Source organism: Salmonella sp. SAL00670 (assembly GCF_046552235.1).
Classification (GTDB): domain Bacteria; phylum Pseudomonadota; class Gammaproteobacteria; order Enterobacterales; family Enterobacteriaceae; genus Salmonella; species Salmonella enterica.
The window spans coordinates 35906-54332 of record NZ_JBGDUO010000008.1 but is presented as its reverse complement, the minus strand read 5'-3'; the positions used below and the strand labels follow the sequence as shown (position 1 = coordinate 54332).

The 18427-nt window shown below is 53.2% G+C and carries 18 protein-coding genes; 12 read left to right on the top strand and 6 right to left on the bottom strand.

The features are described 5' to 3' along the window. Positions 1-61 precede the first annotated feature (61 nt). Entirely contained in the window at positions 62-898 is an 837-nt protein-coding gene (rhaS, locus tag ACLJRS_RS20695) for an HTH-type transcriptional activator RhaS (RefSeq protein WP_000217112.1), read from the bottom strand. 287 nt (positions 899-1185) lie between these two features. On the opposite strand from rhaS, the gene rhaB reads away from it, so the two are divergent. The 5 genes from rhaB to rhaM all read left to right on the top strand — a co-directional run bounded on the left by rhaB (position 1186) and on the right by rhaM (position 6467). After that, positions 1186-2655 (top strand): rhamnulokinase, encoded by a 1470-nt coding sequence (gene rhaB, locus ACLJRS_RS20690; protein WP_000143970.1) that lies wholly within the window; start codon positions 1186-1188, stop codon positions 2653-2655. Continuing rightward, positions 2652-3911: an L-rhamnose isomerase gene (rhaA, locus tag ACLJRS_RS20685; RefSeq protein ID WP_000211480.1), complete on the top strand. Its 1260-nt coding sequence runs from the start codon at positions 2652-2654 to the stop codon at positions 3909-3911. The genes rhaB and rhaA overlap by 4 nt, the downstream gene beginning before the upstream one ends. Positions 3912-4053: 142 nt before the next feature. Continuing rightward, positions 4054-4881, top strand: a complete 828-nt coding sequence (rhaD, locus tag ACLJRS_RS20680) for a rhamnulose-1-phosphate aldolase (protein ID WP_001179685.1) — start codon at positions 4054-4056, stop codon at positions 4879-4881. 126 nt (positions 4882-5007) lie between these two features. Beyond that, positions 5008-6156: a lactaldehyde reductase gene (gene fucO, locus ACLJRS_RS20675; RefSeq protein WP_000009249.1), complete on the top strand. Its 1149-nt coding sequence runs from the start codon at positions 5008-5010 to the stop codon at positions 6154-6156. Beyond that, positions 6153-6467 (top strand): L-rhamnose mutarotase, encoded by a 315-nt coding sequence (rhaM, locus tag ACLJRS_RS20670; RefSeq protein WP_000619478.1) that lies wholly within the window; start codon positions 6153-6155, stop codon positions 6465-6467. The genes fucO and rhaM overlap by 4 nt, the downstream gene beginning before the upstream one ends. A gap of 88 nt (positions 6468-6555) precedes the next feature. On the opposite strand, the gene ACLJRS_RS20665 is transcribed toward rhaM, so the two are convergent. Then, positions 6556-7104 carry a helix-turn-helix domain-containing protein gene (locus ACLJRS_RS20665; RefSeq protein ID WP_001517951.1) on the bottom strand — a complete coding sequence of 183 codons (549 nt, stop codon included), beginning with the start codon at positions 7102-7104 and terminating at the stop codon, positions 6556-6558. Positions 7105-7204: 100 nt separating this feature from the next. On the opposite strand from ACLJRS_RS20665, the gene ACLJRS_RS20660 reads away from it, so the two are divergent. Together ACLJRS_RS20660 and ACLJRS_RS20655 are read left to right on the top strand one after the other, a co-directional pair. Next, positions 7205-7864 (top strand): AzlC family ABC transporter permease, encoded by a 660-nt coding sequence (locus ACLJRS_RS20660; protein ID WP_000683586.1) that lies wholly within the window; start codon positions 7205-7207, stop codon positions 7862-7864. Further along, the gene (locus tag ACLJRS_RS20655; RefSeq protein WP_000527677.1) at positions 7864-8187 is read left to right on the top strand and encodes an AzlD domain-containing protein; all 324 of its coding nucleotides are present in this window, start codon (positions 7864-7866) and stop codon (positions 8185-8187) included. Before ACLJRS_RS20660 ends, ACLJRS_RS20655 begins: the two co-directional genes overlap by 1 nt. A gap of 342 nt (positions 8188-8529) precedes the next feature. Here the strand turns inward: ACLJRS_RS20655 and ACLJRS_RS20650 are convergent, their stop codons facing one another. Then, positions 8530-9630 (bottom strand): DUF3829 domain-containing protein, encoded by a 1101-nt coding sequence (locus tag ACLJRS_RS20650; RefSeq protein ID WP_410957894.1) that lies wholly within the window; start codon positions 9628-9630, stop codon positions 8530-8532. Between the two features lie 182 nt (positions 9631-9812). Here ACLJRS_RS20650 and ACLJRS_RS20645 point away from each other — a divergent pair, with 182 nt between their 5' ends. Further along, positions 9813-10844, top strand: a complete 1032-nt coding sequence (locus ACLJRS_RS20645; protein WP_000710967.1) for a YiiG family protein — start codon at positions 9813-9815, stop codon at positions 10842-10844. Positions 10845-11111: 267 nt separating this feature from the next. On the opposite strand, the gene fdhD is transcribed toward ACLJRS_RS20645, so the two are convergent. Beyond that, positions 11112-11948, bottom strand: a complete 837-nt coding sequence (fdhD, locus tag ACLJRS_RS20640) for a formate dehydrogenase accessory sulfurtransferase FdhD (RefSeq protein ID WP_001059744.1) — start codon at positions 11946-11948, stop codon at positions 11112-11114. 194 nt (positions 11949-12142) lie between these two features. Here fdhD and fdnG point away from each other — a divergent pair, with 194 nt between their 5' ends. The 4 genes from fdnG to fdhE are packed head-to-tail and all read left to right on the top strand — an operon-like array spanning position 12143 to position 17666. Then, complete coding sequence (fdnG, locus tag ACLJRS_RS20635; protein ID WP_077248424.1) at positions 12143-15193, top strand: formate dehydrogenase-N subunit alpha; 3051 nt, start codon at positions 12143-12145, stop codon at positions 15191-15193. A 12-nt stretch (positions 15194-15205) separates the two neighbouring features. Beyond that, positions 15206-16108, top strand: a complete 903-nt coding sequence (gene fdxH / locus ACLJRS_RS20630) for a formate dehydrogenase subunit beta (protein ID WP_000331364.1) — start codon at positions 15206-15208, stop codon at positions 16106-16108. Next, on the top strand, positions 16105-16740 hold the full coding sequence (fdoI, locus tag ACLJRS_RS20625) for a formate dehydrogenase cytochrome b556 subunit (RefSeq protein WP_000829025.1): 636 nt from the start codon (positions 16105-16107) through the stop codon (positions 16738-16740). Before fdxH ends, fdoI begins: the two co-directional genes overlap by 4 nt. Further along, positions 16737-17666 (top strand): formate dehydrogenase accessory protein FdhE, encoded by a 930-nt coding sequence (gene fdhE / locus ACLJRS_RS20620; protein ID WP_000027730.1) that lies wholly within the window; start codon positions 16737-16739, stop codon positions 17664-17666. Before fdoI ends, fdhE begins: the two co-directional genes overlap by 4 nt. A 46-nt stretch (positions 17667-17712) precedes the next feature. Here the strand turns inward: fdhE and ACLJRS_RS20615 are convergent, their stop codons facing one another. Both ACLJRS_RS20615 and ACLJRS_RS20610 read right to left on the bottom strand, forming a co-directional pair. Then, entirely contained in the window at positions 17713-18003 is a 291-nt protein-coding gene (locus tag ACLJRS_RS20615; protein ID WP_000362050.1) for a helix-turn-helix domain-containing protein, read from the bottom strand. Further along, a complete protein-coding gene (locus ACLJRS_RS20610; protein WP_001159630.1) occupies positions 18004-18315 on the bottom strand; it encodes a cytotoxic translational repressor of toxin-antitoxin stability system in 312 nt (103 codons plus the stop codon). Positions 18316-18427 lie beyond the last annotated feature (112 nt).

Genomic DNA, 18427 nt, shown 5'->3' with positions numbered 1-18427 from the left:
TCCGGTATTAAAGGGTATAATTATCAGCATATTGGCGACGAAAACGTTGATAGCGTTCGCGTTACTGGATTATCGCATCGCGTCCCTGACGGATATCCCGCGGCGACCAGTTAAATTCTCGGCGAAACAGAGTCGAAAAGTGGTTACTGTCGCCAAAACCGCAGCGGTACGCGATTTCTGTCACGCTATGATCGCTATGGCGCAATAAATGCCGGGCTTTGATCAAACGCAGGCGATTAAGGTAACGTTGCGGCGTCAGCCCGGTATGCTGTTTAAGCTGACGATGCAGCGTGCGTAGCGACAGCGAAAACTGTTCAGCTACCGCCTCCCAGCAGACCTCCTCCGCAAAATGGTCTTCCAGCCATGCCATCAGTTGGTTGAGTTTGGCGTCGTTATTGGTCGCGCCTTCCATCAGGCTACTGCGGCGTAACAACACCAGTAGTTGCATAAACAAAATTTCGCGATTCGCCACGGCAGGCGCATCCATGCCGTCTCCGGCGCGCTCCATCAGACCGACCAACTGGCGCACCTGCTGCAACACACTCTGATTCACCCGCCAGTGAGAAGGATAGTAACCATCCTGCTCCTGCGGCAGCAATTGATCCAACCCCGCCAAGAACTGGAAGGCGTCCGGTGAACGCCACAGTACATTCGTCAGGCATAGGTTGTCGGTATGTTCATATAAATGCCGGTCGTGATCGCGAACAAAACACACGGTACCGCCGCTGATGGTATACGGCTGCCCGTTGAATACATGAATGCCCGTACCGTGTTCCACAATCACGATTTCATGAAAATCATGATGATGTTCAGGGAAAGCGGCTTGCGGCAGACGAGGTTCAATCGCCACGGGCGCTTTACCTGATGGAAAAAAATCCACGCTATGCAGTACGGTCATGGTTGCTTCCTCCTGAATTCAACATGTCCGAATAGTAATTAAGGGTTATCGGCCTCACCTTAAATTTTTGACGCTAAAGCGCGCAAACATGGTCTTTTTTTCAAGAAAAGGCGGGAAAAAGCGGGAAATGCGGACGACATCACACCGGCCTATTAGTAGAAACTGTGAACGCTATCACGTTCATCTTTGCCTTGTTGCCAGCGGCTCATTTTCCTGTCAGTAACGAGAAGGTAGGTCTTTGAGGGCTTTTTTAGACTGTGCGCAATGACTCTAAGAAGGACCTGATTATGACTTTTCGCCATTGTGTCGCGGTTGATCTCGGCGCATCCAGCGGGCGCGTGATGCTGGCGCGTTACGACAGCAAACACCGTACCCTGACGCTACGTGAAATTCACCGTTTTGTGAACTGCCTACAAAAAACAGACGGGTTTGACACCTGGGACATCGACAGTCTGGAAAAGGATATCCGTCTTGGTCTGAAGAAAGTCTGCAATGAAGGCATTCTTATCGACAGCATCGGCATCGACACCTGGGGCGTCGATTATGTCCTGCTGGATAAACAAGGTCAGCGTGTCGGCCTGCCGGTCTCCTACCGCGATAACCGTACCACGGGCATCATGCCGCAAGCGCTGGTCCAGATCGGCAAAAGCGAAATCTATCGCCGCAGCGGGATTCAGTTTCTGCCGTTTAACACCATCTATCAGCTACGCGCGCTGACGAAACAACAGCCTGAGTTAACGGCGCAGGTCGCTCATGCGCTGCTGATGCCCGATTATTTCAGTTACCGCCTGACCGGTGAAATGAACTGGGAATACACCAACGCCACGACCACCCAGTTGGTCAATATCAATACCGATGACTGGGACGATACCCTGCTGGCGTGGACTGGCGCGAAAAAGAGCTGGTTCGGTCGCCCCTCGCACCCTGGCAATGTTATCGGCGACTGGATTTGCCCGCAGGGCAACCGTATTCCGGTGGTAGCCGTCGCCAGCCACGATACCGCCAGCGCCGTTATTGCCTCTCCGCTGGCAAATAAACATAGCGCTTACCTGTCTTCAGGCACCTGGTCATTGATGGGTTTTGAAAGCAAAATGCCCTACACCACTGACGAGGCGCTGGCTGCCAATATCACCAACGAAGGCGGCGCGGAAGGGCGTTATCGGGTACTGAAAAACATTATGGGTTTGTGGCTGCTCCAGCGCGTACTGAAAGAACGGCGCATTACCGATCTGCCTGCGCTTATCGCCCAAACAGAAGCGCTGCCGGCCTGCCGTTTCCTGATTAACCCGAATGACGATCGCTTTATCAATCCTGACGATATGCGCGCTGAAATCCAGGCAGCCTGTCGCGAGACCGACCAGCCCGTTCCCGTCAGCGATGCCGAACTGGCGCGCTGCATTTTCGACAGTCTGGCGCTGTTGTATGCCGACATTCTGCACGAACAGGCAAATCTGCGCGGCGAAAAATTTACCCAACTGCATATTGTCGGCGGCGGATGCCAAAACTCGCTACTCAACCAGTTGTGCGCCGATGCATGTGGCATTCGCGTGATGGCCGGGCCGGTTGAAGCCTCCACCCTTGGCAATATTGGTATTCAGCTTATGACCCTCGACGAATTAAACAACGTCGATGACTTCCGTCAGGTCGTCAGCGCTAACTACGACCTGACAACCTATATCCCTAATCCTGATAGTGAAATTGCCCGCCACGTTGCGCAGTTTCAACCCAAACGACAGACAAAGGAGCTTTGCGCATGACCACTCAACTGGAACAAGCCTGGGAACTGGCAAAACAACGTTTCGCCGCAGTAGGTATTGATGTCGAGGAGGCGCTGCGCCAGCTCGATCGCCTGCCGGTTTCCATGCACTGCTGGCAGGGCGACGATGTTGCCGGATTCGAGAACCCGGAAGGTTCGCTGACGGGCGGAATTCAATCGACCGGCAACTATCCGGGCAAAGCGCGTAACGCCACCGAACTGCGCGCCGATCTGGAACAGGCGCTGCGTCTGATCCCAGGCCCAAAACGGCTGAACCTACACGCCATTTACCTTGAGTCGGATACGCCGGTTGCTCGCGACCAGATCAAACCGGAGCATTTTAAAAACTGGGTGGAGTGGGCGAAAGCGAACCGGCTGGGGCTGGATTTCAACCCCACCTGTTTTTCTCATCCACTGAGCGCTGACGGTTTTACCCTCTCTCATCCAGACACGAAAATTCGCCAGTTCTGGATCGATCACTGCAAAGCCAGCCGCCGCGTCTCGGCATACTTTGGTGAGCAGCTCGGTACGCCGTCGGTGATGAACATCTGGATTCCGGACGGCATGAAAGACATTACCGTCGACCGTTTAGCCCCGCGCCAGCGCCTGCTGGAAGCGTTGGATGAGGTCATTAGCGAGAAATTCGACCCGGCGCACCACATCGACGCCGTTGAGAGCAAACTGTTTGGCATCGGCGCGGAAAGCTACACCGTCGGCTCCAATGAGTTCTACATGGGCTACGCCACCAGCCGTCAGACCGCGCTGTGCCTGGATGCGGGCCACTTCCATCCCACTGAAGTGATTTCCGACAAAATTTCCGCCGCCATGCTCTACGTGCCACGGCTGCTGCTGCACGTCAGCCGCCCGGTACGCTGGGATAGCGACCACGTGGTACTCCTGGACGATGAAACCCAGGCAATTGCCAGCGAAATCGTCCGTCATAACCTGTTCGACCGTGTGCATATCGGTCTGGATTTCTTCGACGCCTCTATCAACCGTGTCGCCGCGTGGGTTATCGGTACCCGCAACATGAAAAAAGCGCTGCTGCGCGCTCTGCTGGAACCCACAGATCAACTGCGTCAGCTTGAGGCCAGCGGCGATTACACCGCGCGTCTGGCGCTGCTGGAAGAGCAAAAATCTCTGCCGTGGCAGGCCGTCTGGGAAATGTATTGCCAGCGTCACGACACGCCGGCTGGCAGCCAGTGGCTGGACAGCGTTCGCGCCTACGAAAAAGAGATCCTGAGCAAACGTAGCTGACAGCGACACCTGATCTGTAGGCCGGATAAGACGCCCGCGTCGCCATCCGGCAATAAATGAAACACGATTGCCGGATGGCGCTGCGCTTATCCGGCCTACGTAAGACCCGAATAACCTTCGGGCAATAAATGGGAACACGAACATGCAAAATATTACCGATTCCTGGTTTGTCCAGGGCATGATTAAAGCCACGTCTGATGCGTGGCTGAAAGGGTGGGACGAACGTAATGGCGGTAACCTGACGCTGCGTCTGGATGAAGCCGATATCGCACCGTTTGCAGCTAATTTCCACGAAAAACCGCGCTACATCGCGCTAAGTCAACCCATGCCGCTGCTGGCGAACACGCCGTTTATTGTCACCGGTTCCGGCAAATTCTTTCGCAACGTGCAGCTCGATCCGGCAGCCAATTTAGGCGTGGTCAAAATCGACAGCGACGGCGCAGGCTACCACATTCTGTGGGGCTTAACCCACGACGCGGTACCCACCTCTGAACTCCCGGCGCATTTCCTCTCCCACTGCGAACGCATCAAAGCCACCCACGGCAAAGACCGCGTCATTATGCATTGCCATGCGACTAACCTGATCGCCCTCACCTACGTACTGGAAAACAACACTGCGCTGATCACCCGCAAACTGTGGGAAGGCAGCACCGAATGCCTGGTGGTATTCCCGGACGGTGTCGGCATTCTGCCATGGATGGTGCCAGGCACCGATGAAATCGGCCAGGCCACCGCGCAAGAAATGCAGAAACATTCGCTGGTACTGTGGCCGTTCCACGGCGTGTTCGGAAGCGGACCTACGCTGGATGAAACCTTCGGTTTGATAGATACCGCAGAGAAATCCGCTGAGGTATTAGTCAAAATCTATTCGATGGGCGGTATGAAGCAGACCATCACGCGCGAAGAACTGGTCGCACTCGGCAAACGTTTTGGTGTGACACCGCTGGCCAGCGCCGTAGCGCTGTACTGATACCTCCCAACTCAACGCCGGATGCGGCTTTGCCTTATCCGGCCTACAGGACGGTGCGCATTTTACCGTAGGCCCGATAAGCGTAGCGCCATCGGGCAACAGGGAATTTTTTTAAGGAGAATAGTGATGAGCTTTATGTTGGCACTGCCAAAAATTAGCCTGCATGGCGCTGGAGCGATTGCCGATATGGTGAACCTCGTGGCGAATAAGCAATGGGGCAAAGCGCTGATCGTTACCGATGGTCAACTGGTAAAGCTGGGCCTGCTGGATAGCCTGTTTAGCGCACTGGATGAACATCAAATGTCTTACCACCTGTTTGATGAGGTGTTCCCAAACCCGACAGAAGAGCTGGTGCAGAAAGGTTTTGCGGCGTATCAGAGCGCAGAATGTGACTACATTATCGCCTTCGGCGGCGGCAGCCCGATCGATACCGCAAAAGCGGTGAAAATTCTGACCGCCAACCCAGGTCCTTCTACCGCCTACTCCGGCGTCGGCAAAGTGAAAAACGCCGGCGTACCGCTGGTAGCGATTAATACTACGGCAGGTACCGCGGCAGAGATGACCAGCAACGCGGTGATTATCGACTCTGCCCGTAAGGTCAAAGAGGTGATCATCGACCCGAATATCATCCCGGATATTGCCGTGGATGACGCCAGCGTCATGCTGGAAATCCCCGCTTCTGTGACCGCCGCAACCGGCATGGATGCCCTGACCCATGCGGTGGAAGCCTATGTCTCCGTTGGCGCGCATCCGCTTACCGACGCTAACGCGCTGGAAGCGATTCGCTTAATCAATTTGTGGCTACCGAAAGCGGTTGACGATGGCCATAACCTCGAAGCCCGTGAGCAAATGGCATTCGGCCAGTACCTGGCGGGTATGGCGTTCAACAGCGCCGGTTTGGGGCTGGTTCACGCGCTGGCGCACCAGCCGGGCGCAACTCACAACCTGCCGCACGGAGTCTGCAACGCTATCCTGCTGCCAATTGTCGAGAACTTTAACCGTCCGAACGCCGTCGCGCGTTTTGCCCGTATCGCACAGGCGATGGGCGTAGAGACGCGCGGTATGTCTGACGAAGCCGCAAGTCAGGAAGCGATTAACGCTATCCGTACGCTGAGCAAACGCGTCGGCATTCCAGAAGGTTTCAGCAAGCTGGGCGTCACAAAAGAAGATATCGAAGGCTGGCTGGATAAAGCCCTCGCCGACCCGTGCGCGCCGTGTAACCCGCGCACCGCCAGCCGCGATGAAGTTCGCGGGCTGTACCTGGAGGCGTTATGATCCGCAAAGCCTTTGTGATGCAGGTAAATGCCGACGCGCACGAGGAGTATCAGCGTCGTCATAACCCAATCTGGCCGGAGCTGGAAGCCGTATTAAAATCTCACGGCGCGCATCACTACGCGATTTATCTCGATCAGGAGCGCAATCTGCTGTTCGCCACCGTTGAGATTGAATCCGAGGAGCGCTGGAACGCCGTTGCCAGCACCGACGTTTGCCAGCGTTGGTGGAAACATATGCGTGACGTTATGCCCGCGAATCCGGATAACAGCCCGGTCAGCGCAGAGCTAAAAGAGGTGTTCTATCTGCAGTAAGTCGTGTGCCCGGTGGCGCAAGCTTACCGGGCCTACGGTTTTATTTTTTGTCGGCCGGATAAGGCGGTTACGCCGCCATCCGGCAATTTCAATTCTGCTCCGCTACCAGGATAGCCTGAGTATCCGGTTCCAGCGCTTTAAAGATATGCGCCTGGTCGCCGGGATAACAAATGTAATCGCCCTCCGCCAGCTCTTCCGGCGCCTCGGTTAAGCCGACGAGGGCTTTTCCCTGCGTAACAATAATATGTTCCACCGACCCCGGCGGATGCGGGTGAGAGATCCGGTCGGCCCCCGGCTGCGTCAACAGCAGATAGATATCACGCCGCGCGCCGGGCGGACATGCCGCCAGTAATATCGCCTGATAATGCGCCTGCTCCGCCACCACTTTGGTGCCTTCTCCGCGGCGAATCACCTGCGTTTTTTGTACCTGCGGCTCCAGCAGCCTGGCAAAGGGAATGTCGAGCGCGACGCATAGCGACCATAACGTCTCCAGGCTGGGGTTGCCGTTCCCTGCTTCCAGTTGTGAAAGCGTAGATTTAGCGATGCCTGCGCGCCGCGCAATCTCCGCCAGCGACAGTCCGGTTCGCTGGCGTTCGCGTACCAGACTTCTGGCAATGACGCTAATAGGTTGTGTCATAAAGCATCCAATGTTCACTATAACGAACGAAATGTTCGTCTTGTAAAGCAAATCTGTTCCGTTCATTATAATGAAAATTCATTCGATATGACTAAAGAAGATGAAACACTATTTTTCCTGTCTCAAGGGAGACACGATAAAAGCGATATTTTTAGTGTGCCTGGCCGTGGGCGTCGTCGGCATGTCCTATGGCTCACTGGCGATGGCCTACGGTTTCCCACTGTGGGTGCCGTTTGTCCTCTCTATTTTTGTACTGGCGGGCGCGTCCGAATTTATGTTTATCGGCATTGTTGCCAGCGGCGGCAATCCGTTAGCGGCGGCGGCGGCAGGACTGCTGGTGAATGCGCGCCACGTGCCGTTTGGCGTAACGGTGCGCGATTTGGTTGGCACCCGCGCCGCCAGCTTTTTCGGCTGCCATATTATGAATGATGAGAGCGTGGTGTTCGGCCTGTCGCAAAAAACACCCGAACAACGTAAAGCCGCCTACTGGCTATGCGGTCTGGGCGTCGCCCTATTCTGGCCGATTGGCACACTGATTGGCGCAGGTGTCGGCAAACTGCTCCCGGCCCCAGAAACCATCGGTCTGGATGCCGTATTCCCGGCAATCTTACTGGCGCTGGTGATCCCGGCGTTTAAAAACCGCACCACATTGATTCGTGGTTGCAGCGGCGCCGCGCTGTCGCTTGCCGCCGTTCCCTTTGTGGCTGCCGGATTGCCGGTGTTGCTTTCGCTGCTTGGCCTACTGGCGAGGAAAAAATAATGGGCAATATGACGCTATTTATTATCGGTATTGCTCTTTTATCTGCGGGGACCTATTTGATGCGCCTCGGCGGCGCGAAACTTGGCAGCCGTCTGGCGCTGTCTGAGCGTTCACAGGCGCTGCTCTCGGATGCGGCAACGGTGCTGCTATTCTCCGTCGCGCTGGCGACCACCTTTTACGAAGGCGAACATTTTGCCGGAATGGCGCGCGTTCTTGGGGTTGGCTTCGCCGTATTTTTAGCCTGGCGTAAAATGCCGCTTATTGTGGTGATTATCGCCGCTGCAGTGGTGACCGCGTTATTACGAATGGCGGGTATTAATTAACGTCTTACAGAATAGTTGGACGTGACACCCTATAAGTGATGAAGGCTGGGCCGCCCTATGCTGAAGTAGCCCAGAACTTTCGCATCAGGCGGGATAAATGCTTTCCATATGAATGCCGATCCTCAATGACACTGTCAGAGTAACTTCAACATCTTGTGATAGCTTCAGATTACTGGTTTTCCTAATAACTCTCTTTAGTTAATGTTTACGTCAGCTATTTTACGGATATTGCCTGACGAAATACATGAACGAAAAAAGCGCCTGATCGGCGCTTTTTATTGGCGTTATAGCGTAATTTTATAGGCACTTGCGCCAGCATGTGCGCAGTTAATGTGCCGTCACTCAACGCAGGCGGTTATAATCATCCACCATCTCGTTATAACTTCTCAACGACGCCGGATAAGAATCCGCAACCATCCATCCTGTTGCAGGGTCCTGCACCCGTTTCTTTTCAAAATCAGAATACTCAACATTGTCTCTGATGCGACGAATATATTTTTTAGCTTGTAGCTGATAATCAGCCGCAGAGCTGATGAAAGAAGAATTACGGCCATCAGTATTCACTTCTTTCAATTGCGCAATCATTGTTTCCAGTTCCGCGACTTTTTTCATCATCGCTTCGGCATCAAAGGTATCGGCAGAAATAACCTTGTTGATCTGCTTTGCCGAAATCATGACAGCCAGAGAATAATAGTTAAATGTTTTGCCTTCCGCTTCTTCTATTCTCTTCAACTGTGTCAATTGCCGCCTGTCATTTATTTCCTGAATAGCCTCATGATATTTTTCCGAGACGGGTTTAAAATCCTCGATATTCTTCAGTAATGTCTGATGCAGCGCCTTACCTTTAGCAAAGGCATCATCTTTATAGTTTTCCTGGGTATAATATTTTTCCATTTCGTTAATGGTATTACCCAGCGCAGCGGCGCTATCAATATAGCTAACGGCAACGCCATTAATAGGCTCAAGTAATGGCGTTAAGGCGGCCACCTGTTTCATCTCTTTCTGGCAATTCGTTATGTAAGACTCCGTAATACCATAAATGCCATAAACCAGGCTCTCTTTCCCTGTCGGACCTTTTTTAAAGTCTTTCACCCAATCCGCGTAACGCGCCAGACTGTGCTGAACGGGCAATTGAAGTTTATTAAAACAATCGATATAGACATCCATTTTTTCACTATAAACTTCTTCAGCGTCAACCTCCGGCTGAGCTGGCGTTTCTGGTTTCGCCACCGGGGGCTGAGTTGCCGTTTCTGGCTTCGCTGCTGAGGGCTGCGCTGGACTTTCGTCAGATTGCGTTTCCGGCGTCTGAGAAGGCGCTGGCGTCGCAGGCTGACTGCTGGCGGCCGGCGTCGCCTCGGTTTTAACATTATTGTCATCACATCCTGTTGCGCCCAGGGTCATTAGCGCAATGATTATCGCTGAGGATAATAAATTCCTTTTCATTTAATTGCCTTTTGTATATTTACGTTGGGGTTCTCTTATTTTAACGAACACATTGATATTGATAATGTTAATTATAATGAAATATGGATTAAGTATTTTTTGTGTTGAATAAATCACATACCTGTTTTTTTTCATTAAAATGAATCTGTAAATTTCAATGATATTATTTATAGGTTATTCTAATGAAAAAGGATTTGTTATCATCAATTATTATCGCTATGCTGATGACTGCCGGGCTAAGCGCTTGTGATGAAAAAAAAGCGGACGAACAACCTGTAGCTCAGAGTGCGGATTCATCAGCGAGCAATACACAATCCACATCAGCGGAAAGCGCAGATGCGAACGATGTTCTTAACCAAAAGCTGAATGTTTACATTGATTGTTATAATAATCTCCAGGCAGATATTTACCGTGCTGTAAATCGTTATGCTAACACATTCGACGATTTCCGCACCGGCCCTACCGGTAAGGAAGACGATCCCTCTCCGCTGGTTCCTGTGTATCCTGCATTTATCCAGGACTGCCGGAAAGACATCAAGGCGGCGGCTGAATTAAAGCCGGCGTTTGCCTCTCTGGATAGTGCTGCTCTGGCATTTATTAATGCAGCTGGGCCACTAGCTGAAACAATCAATAGTATGAATAAATACTATGATCAAGATAACTTCAAGGATGATGCCTTTGCTGGCGCTAAAGCGTTCCATAAAACGTTTATAAAACAGTTCGATGAGTTTGATCCCATTGCGAAGAAATATATCGCCGAGATTACCATTATGAGTGGGCAGCATGCGGCTAATGAAATTAAGGCGACCGAGAAGAAAGAAGGTAAATCCATTAAGTACTATACGCTTTTGACGATGCAGGAAGCCGAGACGCTTAATGACGCTGTAGCTGATGATTCTTTTGATGTGGCGGCAGTAAGCAAACAGCTCGCTGATTTTGAAGAGCATACTCAGAAGCTAAACGAGAAGATCAACGTTGATATAGATAAACATCGTAGCTTCCCTGGTTTTATTTCTGAGCTGGAAAAATTCCAGGGCAAGGTGAAAAAACGCATTCGGCGCGTGCGCGATAACGTGGCGTATACCTCGCATGAGCAGGACTACCTCAATAGCGGCAGCGGCGATATGGTAGATGGTTCTTATGAGGCTGTGGTTAAAGCTTATAACGAGCTCATCGATACCTATAATGGCTATCATCTTGAGCGTGAGTTCTAAGCTTTTCACGCTGCAAATCGCGTGCATATAACCGCTAAACTGAGCAAATAAGTCGTTAGCGACTGCCGAAAGAGCGCCCCAGGGGCGCTTTTTTCGTTCGAAGTATTACCGGGTAGCAAGCGCCTCGTGAATGGCTGGAATAAGCTGCGGTCCAGCATAAAAACGATTAAAACCTGTATGGCCTCGCCACTATACGTGATTCCGTTATCAAGAGAGGCTGTAAAATTGAGAAAATATATATTTTACGCAAATGTAGAGGGTACTATTTTAGTCTGCGATTAACCGCTGCGGATGGGTATAAATCGTCGCCCGACCCGGCTTACAGAACCCCACCAGCGTCAGATTGCAGCGTTCAGCCACCTCGACCGCCAGCGTCGTTGCGGCAGAGACGGCAAACAGAATTTCAACGCCGCACATCGCGGACTTCTGCACCATTTCGTAACTCGCGCGACTGGAAACCAGCGCCGCGCCTTGCCGCCATTCCTCACCTTCCGTAGCGCGGCGGCCGAGCAGTTTATCCAGCGCAACGTGGCGTCCGACATCTTCATGGCCCCCCGCCAGTTCACCCGACGGCATGACCCACGCCGCAGCGTGCGTACAACCCGTCAGCTTACCCGTCGGTTGAAAATCATTCAGATGTTTTAACGCGCGATCAAGGTTACCGAGATTAAACGTTTGGCTAAACGGCAGCGGTTGCACCGGCTTACCGATGTCATTGAGCTGTTCCACGCCACATACGCCGCAACCGGTACGTCCGGCCAGCGCGCGACGACGCGCTTTCAGCCCCATAAATCGACGGCTGGAAAGATCAATCTGCACTTCAAGTCCGTTACAGGACGGTACAACGTCCATGCCATAGATTTCACGCGGGCTGTCAATGATCCCTTCCGACAGAGAAAACCCCATTGCAAAATGCGTCAGATCTTTCGGAGAGGCCATCATAACGACATGCGAAATGCCGTTATACACCAGTGCCACTGGCACTTCCTCGGCAACATCATCAAGTTGGGGGGACTGCAAATCCTCGCGTTTCCAGAGAGTCAACTGGCGTGAGGTTGTGAAATCAGTCACATTTAGGACTTCTTCAGACAGTATATTGTTCACTTTCTTTTAACCATATAAGAACACACACACCAACATTATGGTATTCTGTTACAACTCCTCCCGGATGGAGGAAAATTTATCCAATTCTGAACCTTTGCGGGCCCGTCCGCAAAGAAAAATAACAACCACTCCCTGAGCGTTTCGGATAGAGAAATGTGAAAGAGAAGTGACAATGTCGAAACAAGGAGCAAACCATGCAGGTCAGCAGAAGGCAGTTCTTTAAGATCTGCGCTGGCGGTATGGCAGGCACCACGGCGGCGGCACTGGGCTTCGCGCCCGGCGTAGCGCTAGCGGAAACACGGCAATATAAACTGCTGCGCACCCGCGAAACCCGTAACACCTGCACCTACTGTTCCGTTGGCTGCGGGCTGTTGATGTACAGCCTCGGCGACGGTGCGAAAAACGCCAAAGCATCTATTTTCCATATCGAAGGGGACCCGGATCATCCGGTAAGCCGTGGCGCGCTGTGCCCGAAAGGGGCCGGTCTGGTGGACTTTATCCACTCTGAAAGCCGCCTGAAATTCCCGCAATACCGCGCGCCGGGTTCAGATAAGTGGCAACAAATCAGTTGGGAAGAAGCGTTTGACCGCATCGCTAAACTGATGAAGGAAGATCGCGACGCCAACTATCAGGCGCAGAACGCCGAAGGCGTTACCGTTAACCGCTGGCTCACCACCGGGATGCTGTGCGCTTCCGCATCCAGTAACGAGACGGGTTATTTAACGCAAAAATTCTCCCGCGCGCTGGGTATGCTCGCGGTCGACAACCAGGCGCGTGTCTGACACGGACCAACGGTAGCAAGTCTTGCTCCAACATTTGGTCGCGGTGCGATGACCAACCACTGGGTCGACATCAAGAACGCCAACCTCGTCGTGGTGATGGGCGGTAACGCCGCAGAAGCTCACCCGGTCGGGTTCCGCTGGGCGATGGAAGCCAAAATTCACAACGGCGCGAAGCTGATTGTGATCGATCCGCGCTTTACGCGTACCGCGTCGGTGGCCGATTTCTATGCGCCAATACGCTCTGGTACTGACATTGCCTTCTTGTCAGGCGTGATGCTGTATCTGCTGACCAACGAAAAATACAACCGTGAATACACCGAGGCCTATACCAATGCCAGCCTGATCGTACGTGAAGATTTTGGCTTCGATGATGGTCTGTTCACCGGCTACGACGCAGATAAGCGGCAGTACGATAAAACCAGTTGGCACTATGAGCTGGACGAAAACGGTTTTGCCAAACGCGATACGACACTGCAACACCCGCGCTGTGTCTGGAATCTGTTGAAACAGCATGTCTCACGCTATACGCCGGACGTGGTAGAAAATATCTGCGGTACGCCGAAAGCGGACTTCCTGAAAGTGTGCGAGTACATTGCAGAAACCAGCGCAAAAGATAAAACCGCGTCGTTCCTGTACGCGCTGGGCTGGACGCAGCATTCCATCGGCGCGCAGAACATCCGTACTATGGCGATGATCCAGCTTCTGCTCGGCAATATGGGGATGGCGGGCGGCGGCGTTAACGCCCTGCGCGGTCACTCCAACATTCAGGGACTGACCGACTTAGGACTGCTGTCGCAAAGTCTGCCGGGCTACCTGACGCTGCCGAGCGAAAAACAGACCGACCTGCAAACCTATCTGGCTGCCAATACGCCGAAGCCATTGTTGAAGGATCAGGTCAACTACTGGGGCAACTATCCGAAATTCTTCGTCTCAATGATGAAGGCCTTCTTTGGTGATAAAGCGACAGCGGAAAATAGCTGGGGCTTTGACTGGCTACCGAAGTGGGACAAAGGGTACGACGTGTTGCAGTACTTCGAGATGATGAAACAGGGTAAGGTCAACGGCTATATCTGCCAGGGCTTTAACCCGGTGGCCTCATTCCCGAACAAAAACAAAGTGGTCGCGTCGCTTTCCAAACTGAAGTACCTGGTGACTATCGATCCGCTCAACACCGAAACGTCCACCTTCTGGCAAAACCACGGTGAGTCGAACGACGTTGATCCCGCAAAAATCCAGACCGAAGTGTTCCGTCTGCCTTCCACCTGTTTTGCCGAGGAAAATGGTTCCATCGTTAACTCCGGTCGTTGGTTACAGTGGCACTGGAAGGGCGCGGACGCCCCGGGAATTGCCATGACCGACGGCGAAATCCTCGCCGGTATCTTCTTACGCCTGCGTAAGATGTACTCTGAACAGGGCGGCGCCAACCCGGAACAGGTGCTGAATATGACCTGGAACTACACCAAACCATACGAACCCGCCTCTGAAGAAGTGGCGATGGAAAGTAATGGTAAAGCGCTGGCCGATCTTATCGACCCGGCAACCGGCGCAGTGGTAGTGAAGAAAGGTCAACAGCTCAGTTCGTTCGCGCAACTGCGTGATGACGGTACGACGTCCAGCGGCTGCTGGATTTTCGCCGGTAGCTGGACGCCGGAAGGCAACATGATGGCGCGTCGTGATAACGCCGACCCGTCTGGTCTCGGCAACACGCTGGGCTGGGCATGGGCATGGCCGCTTAACCGCCGCATCCTCTATAACCGCGCCTCCGCCGATCCGCAGGGTAATCCCTGGGACCCGAAACGTCAGCTACTGAAATGGGAAGGCGGAAAATGGGCCGGATGGGATATTCCGGACTACAGCGCCGCCGCGCCCGGCAGCGACGTCGGACCGTTTATCATGCAGCCGGAAGGGATGGGCCGCCTGTTTGCTATCGATAAGATGGCGGAAGGGCCGTTCCCGGAACACTACGAGCCGTTTGAAACGCCGCTGGGCACTAACCCGCTGCACCCGAACGTTATCTCTAACCCTGCCGCCCGTATCTTTAAAGACGATGCCGACGCGCTGGGTAAAGCGGATAAGTTCCCGTATGTCGGAACCACTTACCGTCTGACCGAGCACTTCCACTACTGGACCAAGCACGCGTTGCTTAACGCTATCGCCCAGCCGGAACAGTTTGTGGAAATTGGCGAGAAGCTGGCGAATAAGCTCGGTATCGCGCATGGCGATACCGTGAAGGTCTCCTCGAACCGCGGCTATATCAAAGCCAAAGCAGTGGTGACCAAGCGTATTCGCACGCTGAAAGCGGACGGCAAGGATATCGATACCATCGGTATTCCTATTCACTGGGGCTACGAAGGCGTGGCGAAAAAAGGCTTTATCGCCAATACGTTAACGCCTTTCGTCGGTGATGCGAACACGCAAACGCCGGAGTTTAAATCCTTCCTTGTGAACGTGGAAAAGGTGTAACGGAGACGACCTATGGCTTATCAATCGCAAGACATCATTCGTCGTTCCGCCACTAACGGTTTCACCCCCGCGCCCCAGGCGCGGGACCACCAGGAAGAGGTGGCGAAACTCATCGACGTCACCACCTGTATCGGCTGTAAAGCGTGTCAGGTGGCGTGCTCCGAGTGGAACGACATCCGTGATGAAGTGGGCAATAACGTCGGGGTGTATGACAACCCGGCGGACTTAACCGCGAAATCCTGGACGGTGATGCGCTTCTCGGAAGTGGAACAGAACGACAAACTGGAGTGGCTGATCCGTAAGGATGGCTGTATGCACTGCGCCGATCCAGGCTGCCTGAAGGCCTGTCCGGCGGAAGGGGCGATCATTCAGTACGCTAACGGTATTGTCGACTTCCAGTCCGAGCAGTGTATCGGCTGCGGCTACTGTATCGCTGGCTGCCCGTTCAACGTGCCGCGCCTTAACCCGGAAGACAACCGCGTCTATAAATGTACGCTGTGCGTCGACCGTGTGGTGGTCGGCCAAGAACCGGCCTGCGTGAAGACCTGTCCAACCGGCGCCATTCATTTTGGCTCGAAAGAGGATATGAAAACGCTGGCGGGCGAGCGGGTGGCGGAACTCAAAACCCGTGGTTATGACAACGCGGGTCTGTACGATCCGGCGGGCGTAGGCGGTACGCATGTCATGTACGTGCTGCATCATGCCGACAAGCCGAATCTGTATCACGGTCTGCCGGAGAACCCGGAAATCAGCGAAACCGTTAAGTTCTGGAAAGGCGTCTGGAAACCGCTCGCCGCGTTCGGTTTTGCCGCGACCTTTGCCGCCAGCGTCTTCCACTATGTTGGCGTCGGCCCGAACCGCGCGGAAGAGGAAGATGACAACCTGCATGAAGAGAAAGACGAGGTGCGCAAATGAAACGACGTGACACCATCGTGCGCTATACGGCGCCGGAACGCATCAACCACTGGATCGTCGCCTTCTGCTTCGTGCTGGCGGCGGTGAGCGGGCTGGGCTTTTTATTCCCATCCTTCAACTGGTTGATGCATATCCTGGGCACCCCACAACTGGCGCGAATTCTGCACCCGTTTGTGGGCGTGGTTATGTTTGCCTCGTTCATCATCATGTTTTTCCGTTATTGGCACCACAATCTAATCAATCGGGATGATATCTTTTGGGCGAAGAATATTCGTAAGATCGTCGTCAACGAGGAAGTGGGTGACACCGGGCGTTATAACTTCGGTCAGAAATGCGTATTCTGGGCGGCGATTATCTTCCTGGTGCTGCTGCTGGTGAGCGGGGTAATTATCTGGCGTCCGTACTTTGCGCCTGCTTTCTCAATCCCGGTGATCCGATTCGCGTTAATGTTGCATTCTTTTGCCGCAGTAGCGTTAATTGTGGTTATCATGGTGCATATCTACGCCGCCCTTTGGGTGAAAGGCACCATTACCGCGATGGTGGAAGGCTGGGTAACCCGGTCGTGGGCGAAGAAGCATCACCCGCGCTGGTACCGAGAAGTCCGCAAGACAACGGAAAAAGAAACTGAATGAGTATTCGCATAATCCCGCAAGATGAGCTGGGGTCGAGCGAGAAACGTACGGCGGATATGATTCCGCCGTTATTGTTCCCCCGACTCAAAAACGTCTACAACCGCCGCGCCGAACGTCTGCGCGAGCTGGCTGAAAATAACCCGCTGGGCGATTACCTGCGCTTTGCCGCGCTTATCGCGCACGCGCAGGAAGTGGTGCTGTACGACCATCCGCTGGAGATGGATCTGACCGCACGTATTAAAGAAGCGAACGACCAGGGCAAACCGCCGCTGGATATCCACGTGCTGCCGCGTGATAAGCACTGGCAAAAACTGCTGCATTCGTTAATTGCCGAGCTAAAACCCGAGATGAGCGGCCCCGCGCTGGCGGTGATTGAGAACCTGGAGAAAGCCTCAGAGCAGGAGCTGGAGCAGATGGCCAGCGCGCTGTTTGCCTCGGATTTTGCCTCCGTCAGCAGCGATAAAGCCCCCTTTATCTGGGCCGCGCTCTCCCTTTACTGGGCGCAAATGGCCAGCTTGATTCCAGGCAAAGCCCGCGCGGAATACGGTGAAGCGCGCCAGTATTGCCCGGTGTGCGGTTCGATGCCGGTCTCCAGCATGGTGCAAATCGGCACCACGCAGGGGCTGCGTTATCTGCACTGTAACCTGTGCGAAACCGAATGGCATGTCGTGCGCGTAAAATGCAGTAACTGCGAACAGAGCCGCGACTTACACTACTGGTCGCTGGAAAATGAGCAGGCTGCGGTGAAAGCCGAAAGCTGCGGCGATTGCGGGACTTACCTGAAGATTCTCTATCAGGAAAAAGACCCGAAAGTGGAAGCCGTGGCCGACGACCTCGCCTCGCTGGTGCTGGACGCGCGCATGGAACAGGAGGGCTTCGCCCGCAGTTCCATCAACCCGTTCCTGTTCCCGGGGGAAGGGGAATAAGTTCTCTGGTATACCGGCTAGCAATCTACGTTAGCCGGATCATTGCTCAATAACGCAATGCTTGTATAACGTTTCTCGGGTCGTTGGCAATGGCGCGAAGTAACGCTTTGGCTGGCCCTGTCGGTGAACGTCTTCCTTGCTCCCAGTTGCGCAGCGTATCCACGTTGACCGAAATCAGTTCTGCAAACTTAGATTGCGACAACCCAGATGCCTGCCGTATTTCTTTAATCTTCATTGCATCAATATGAAAGGTACGAGAAGGCTCACGGGTCCCTTCAATGATTTCATTCATTTGAGACATACTTTGAGTTAATCGCTCAAATAACACTTTATCCATCTACCACCTCTCATTCAGCATACGAAGCACCGCTTTTTCCTGCGGCGTGAGATCATCTTTAATGCCTTTTTGATAAATCAGAAGCAAGCGAATCTCATACCGTTGACTACGGTGAAAATAGATAATTCGCACGCCACTACGCTTTCCTTTGCCTCGCGCTCCCCAGCGCATTTTTCTCAGGCCGCCCGTTTCCTGAATGACATCACCACAATCTGGATGCTGAGCCATAAAAACCTGAAGCTTATGGTATTCATCATCATCGAGCAGTTTTTTAACATCTTCAGTAAAGAGTTCCGTTTCTATAAATTGCATATTCCATACGCCATTGGCTTATAGTAGTGAAAATAATCTATACGTCAATGGCGTATAGCATCATCATTTCACAGTACAAAAATTAAAAACCCAGCGCCAACCGCATTCCATT

Coding starts and splice junctions, on each gene's coding strand:
- ACLJRS_RS20650 (WP_410957894.1), bottom strand. CDS start 9,630: ATGAAAAGGAATTTATTATCCTCAGCGATAATCATTGCGCTAATGACC.
- rhaS (WP_000217112.1), bottom strand. CDS start 898: ATGACCGTACTGCATAGCGTGGATTTTTTTCCATCAGGTAAAGCGCCC.
- fucO (WP_000009249.1), top strand. CDS start 5,008: ATGAGCTTTATGTTGGCACTGCCAAAAATTAGCCTGCATGGCGCTGGA.
- ACLJRS_RS20665 (WP_001517951.1), bottom strand. CDS start 7,104: ATGACACAACCTATTAGCGTCATTGCCAGAAGTCTGGTACGCGAACGC.
- rhaM (WP_000619478.1), top strand. CDS start 6,153: ATGATCCGCAAAGCCTTTGTGATGCAGGTAAATGCCGACGCGCACGAG.
- ACLJRS_RS20615 (WP_000362050.1), bottom strand. CDS start 18,003: ATGGATAAAGTGTTATTTGAGCGATTAACTCAAAGTATGTCTCAAATG.
- ACLJRS_RS20660 (WP_000683586.1), top strand. CDS start 7,205: ATGAAACACTATTTTTCCTGTCTCAAGGGAGACACGATAAAAGCGATA.
- fdoI (WP_000829025.1), top strand. CDS start 16,105: ATGAAACGACGTGACACCATCGTGCGCTATACGGCGCCGGAACGCATC.
- rhaA (WP_000211480.1), top strand. CDS start 2,652: ATGACCACTCAACTGGAACAAGCCTGGGAACTGGCAAAACAACGTTTC.
- ACLJRS_RS20655 (WP_000527677.1), top strand. CDS start 7,864: ATGGGCAATATGACGCTATTTATTATCGGTATTGCTCTTTTATCTGCG.
- ACLJRS_RS20645 (WP_000710967.1), top strand. CDS start 9,813: ATGAAAAAGGATTTGTTATCATCAATTATTATCGCTATGCTGATGACT.
- fdxH (WP_000331364.1), top strand. CDS start 15,206: ATGGCTTATCAATCGCAAGACATCATTCGTCGTTCCGCCACTAACGGT.
- ACLJRS_RS20610 (WP_001159630.1), bottom strand. CDS start 18,315: ATGCAATTTATAGAAACGGAACTCTTTACTGAAGATGTTAAAAAACTG.
- fdhE (WP_000027730.1), top strand. CDS start 16,737: ATGAGTATTCGCATAATCCCGCAAGATGAGCTGGGGTCGAGCGAGAAA.
- rhaB (WP_000143970.1), top strand. CDS start 1,186: ATGACTTTTCGCCATTGTGTCGCGGTTGATCTCGGCGCATCCAGCGGG.
- rhaD (WP_001179685.1), top strand. CDS start 4,054: ATGCAAAATATTACCGATTCCTGGTTTGTCCAGGGCATGATTAAAGCC.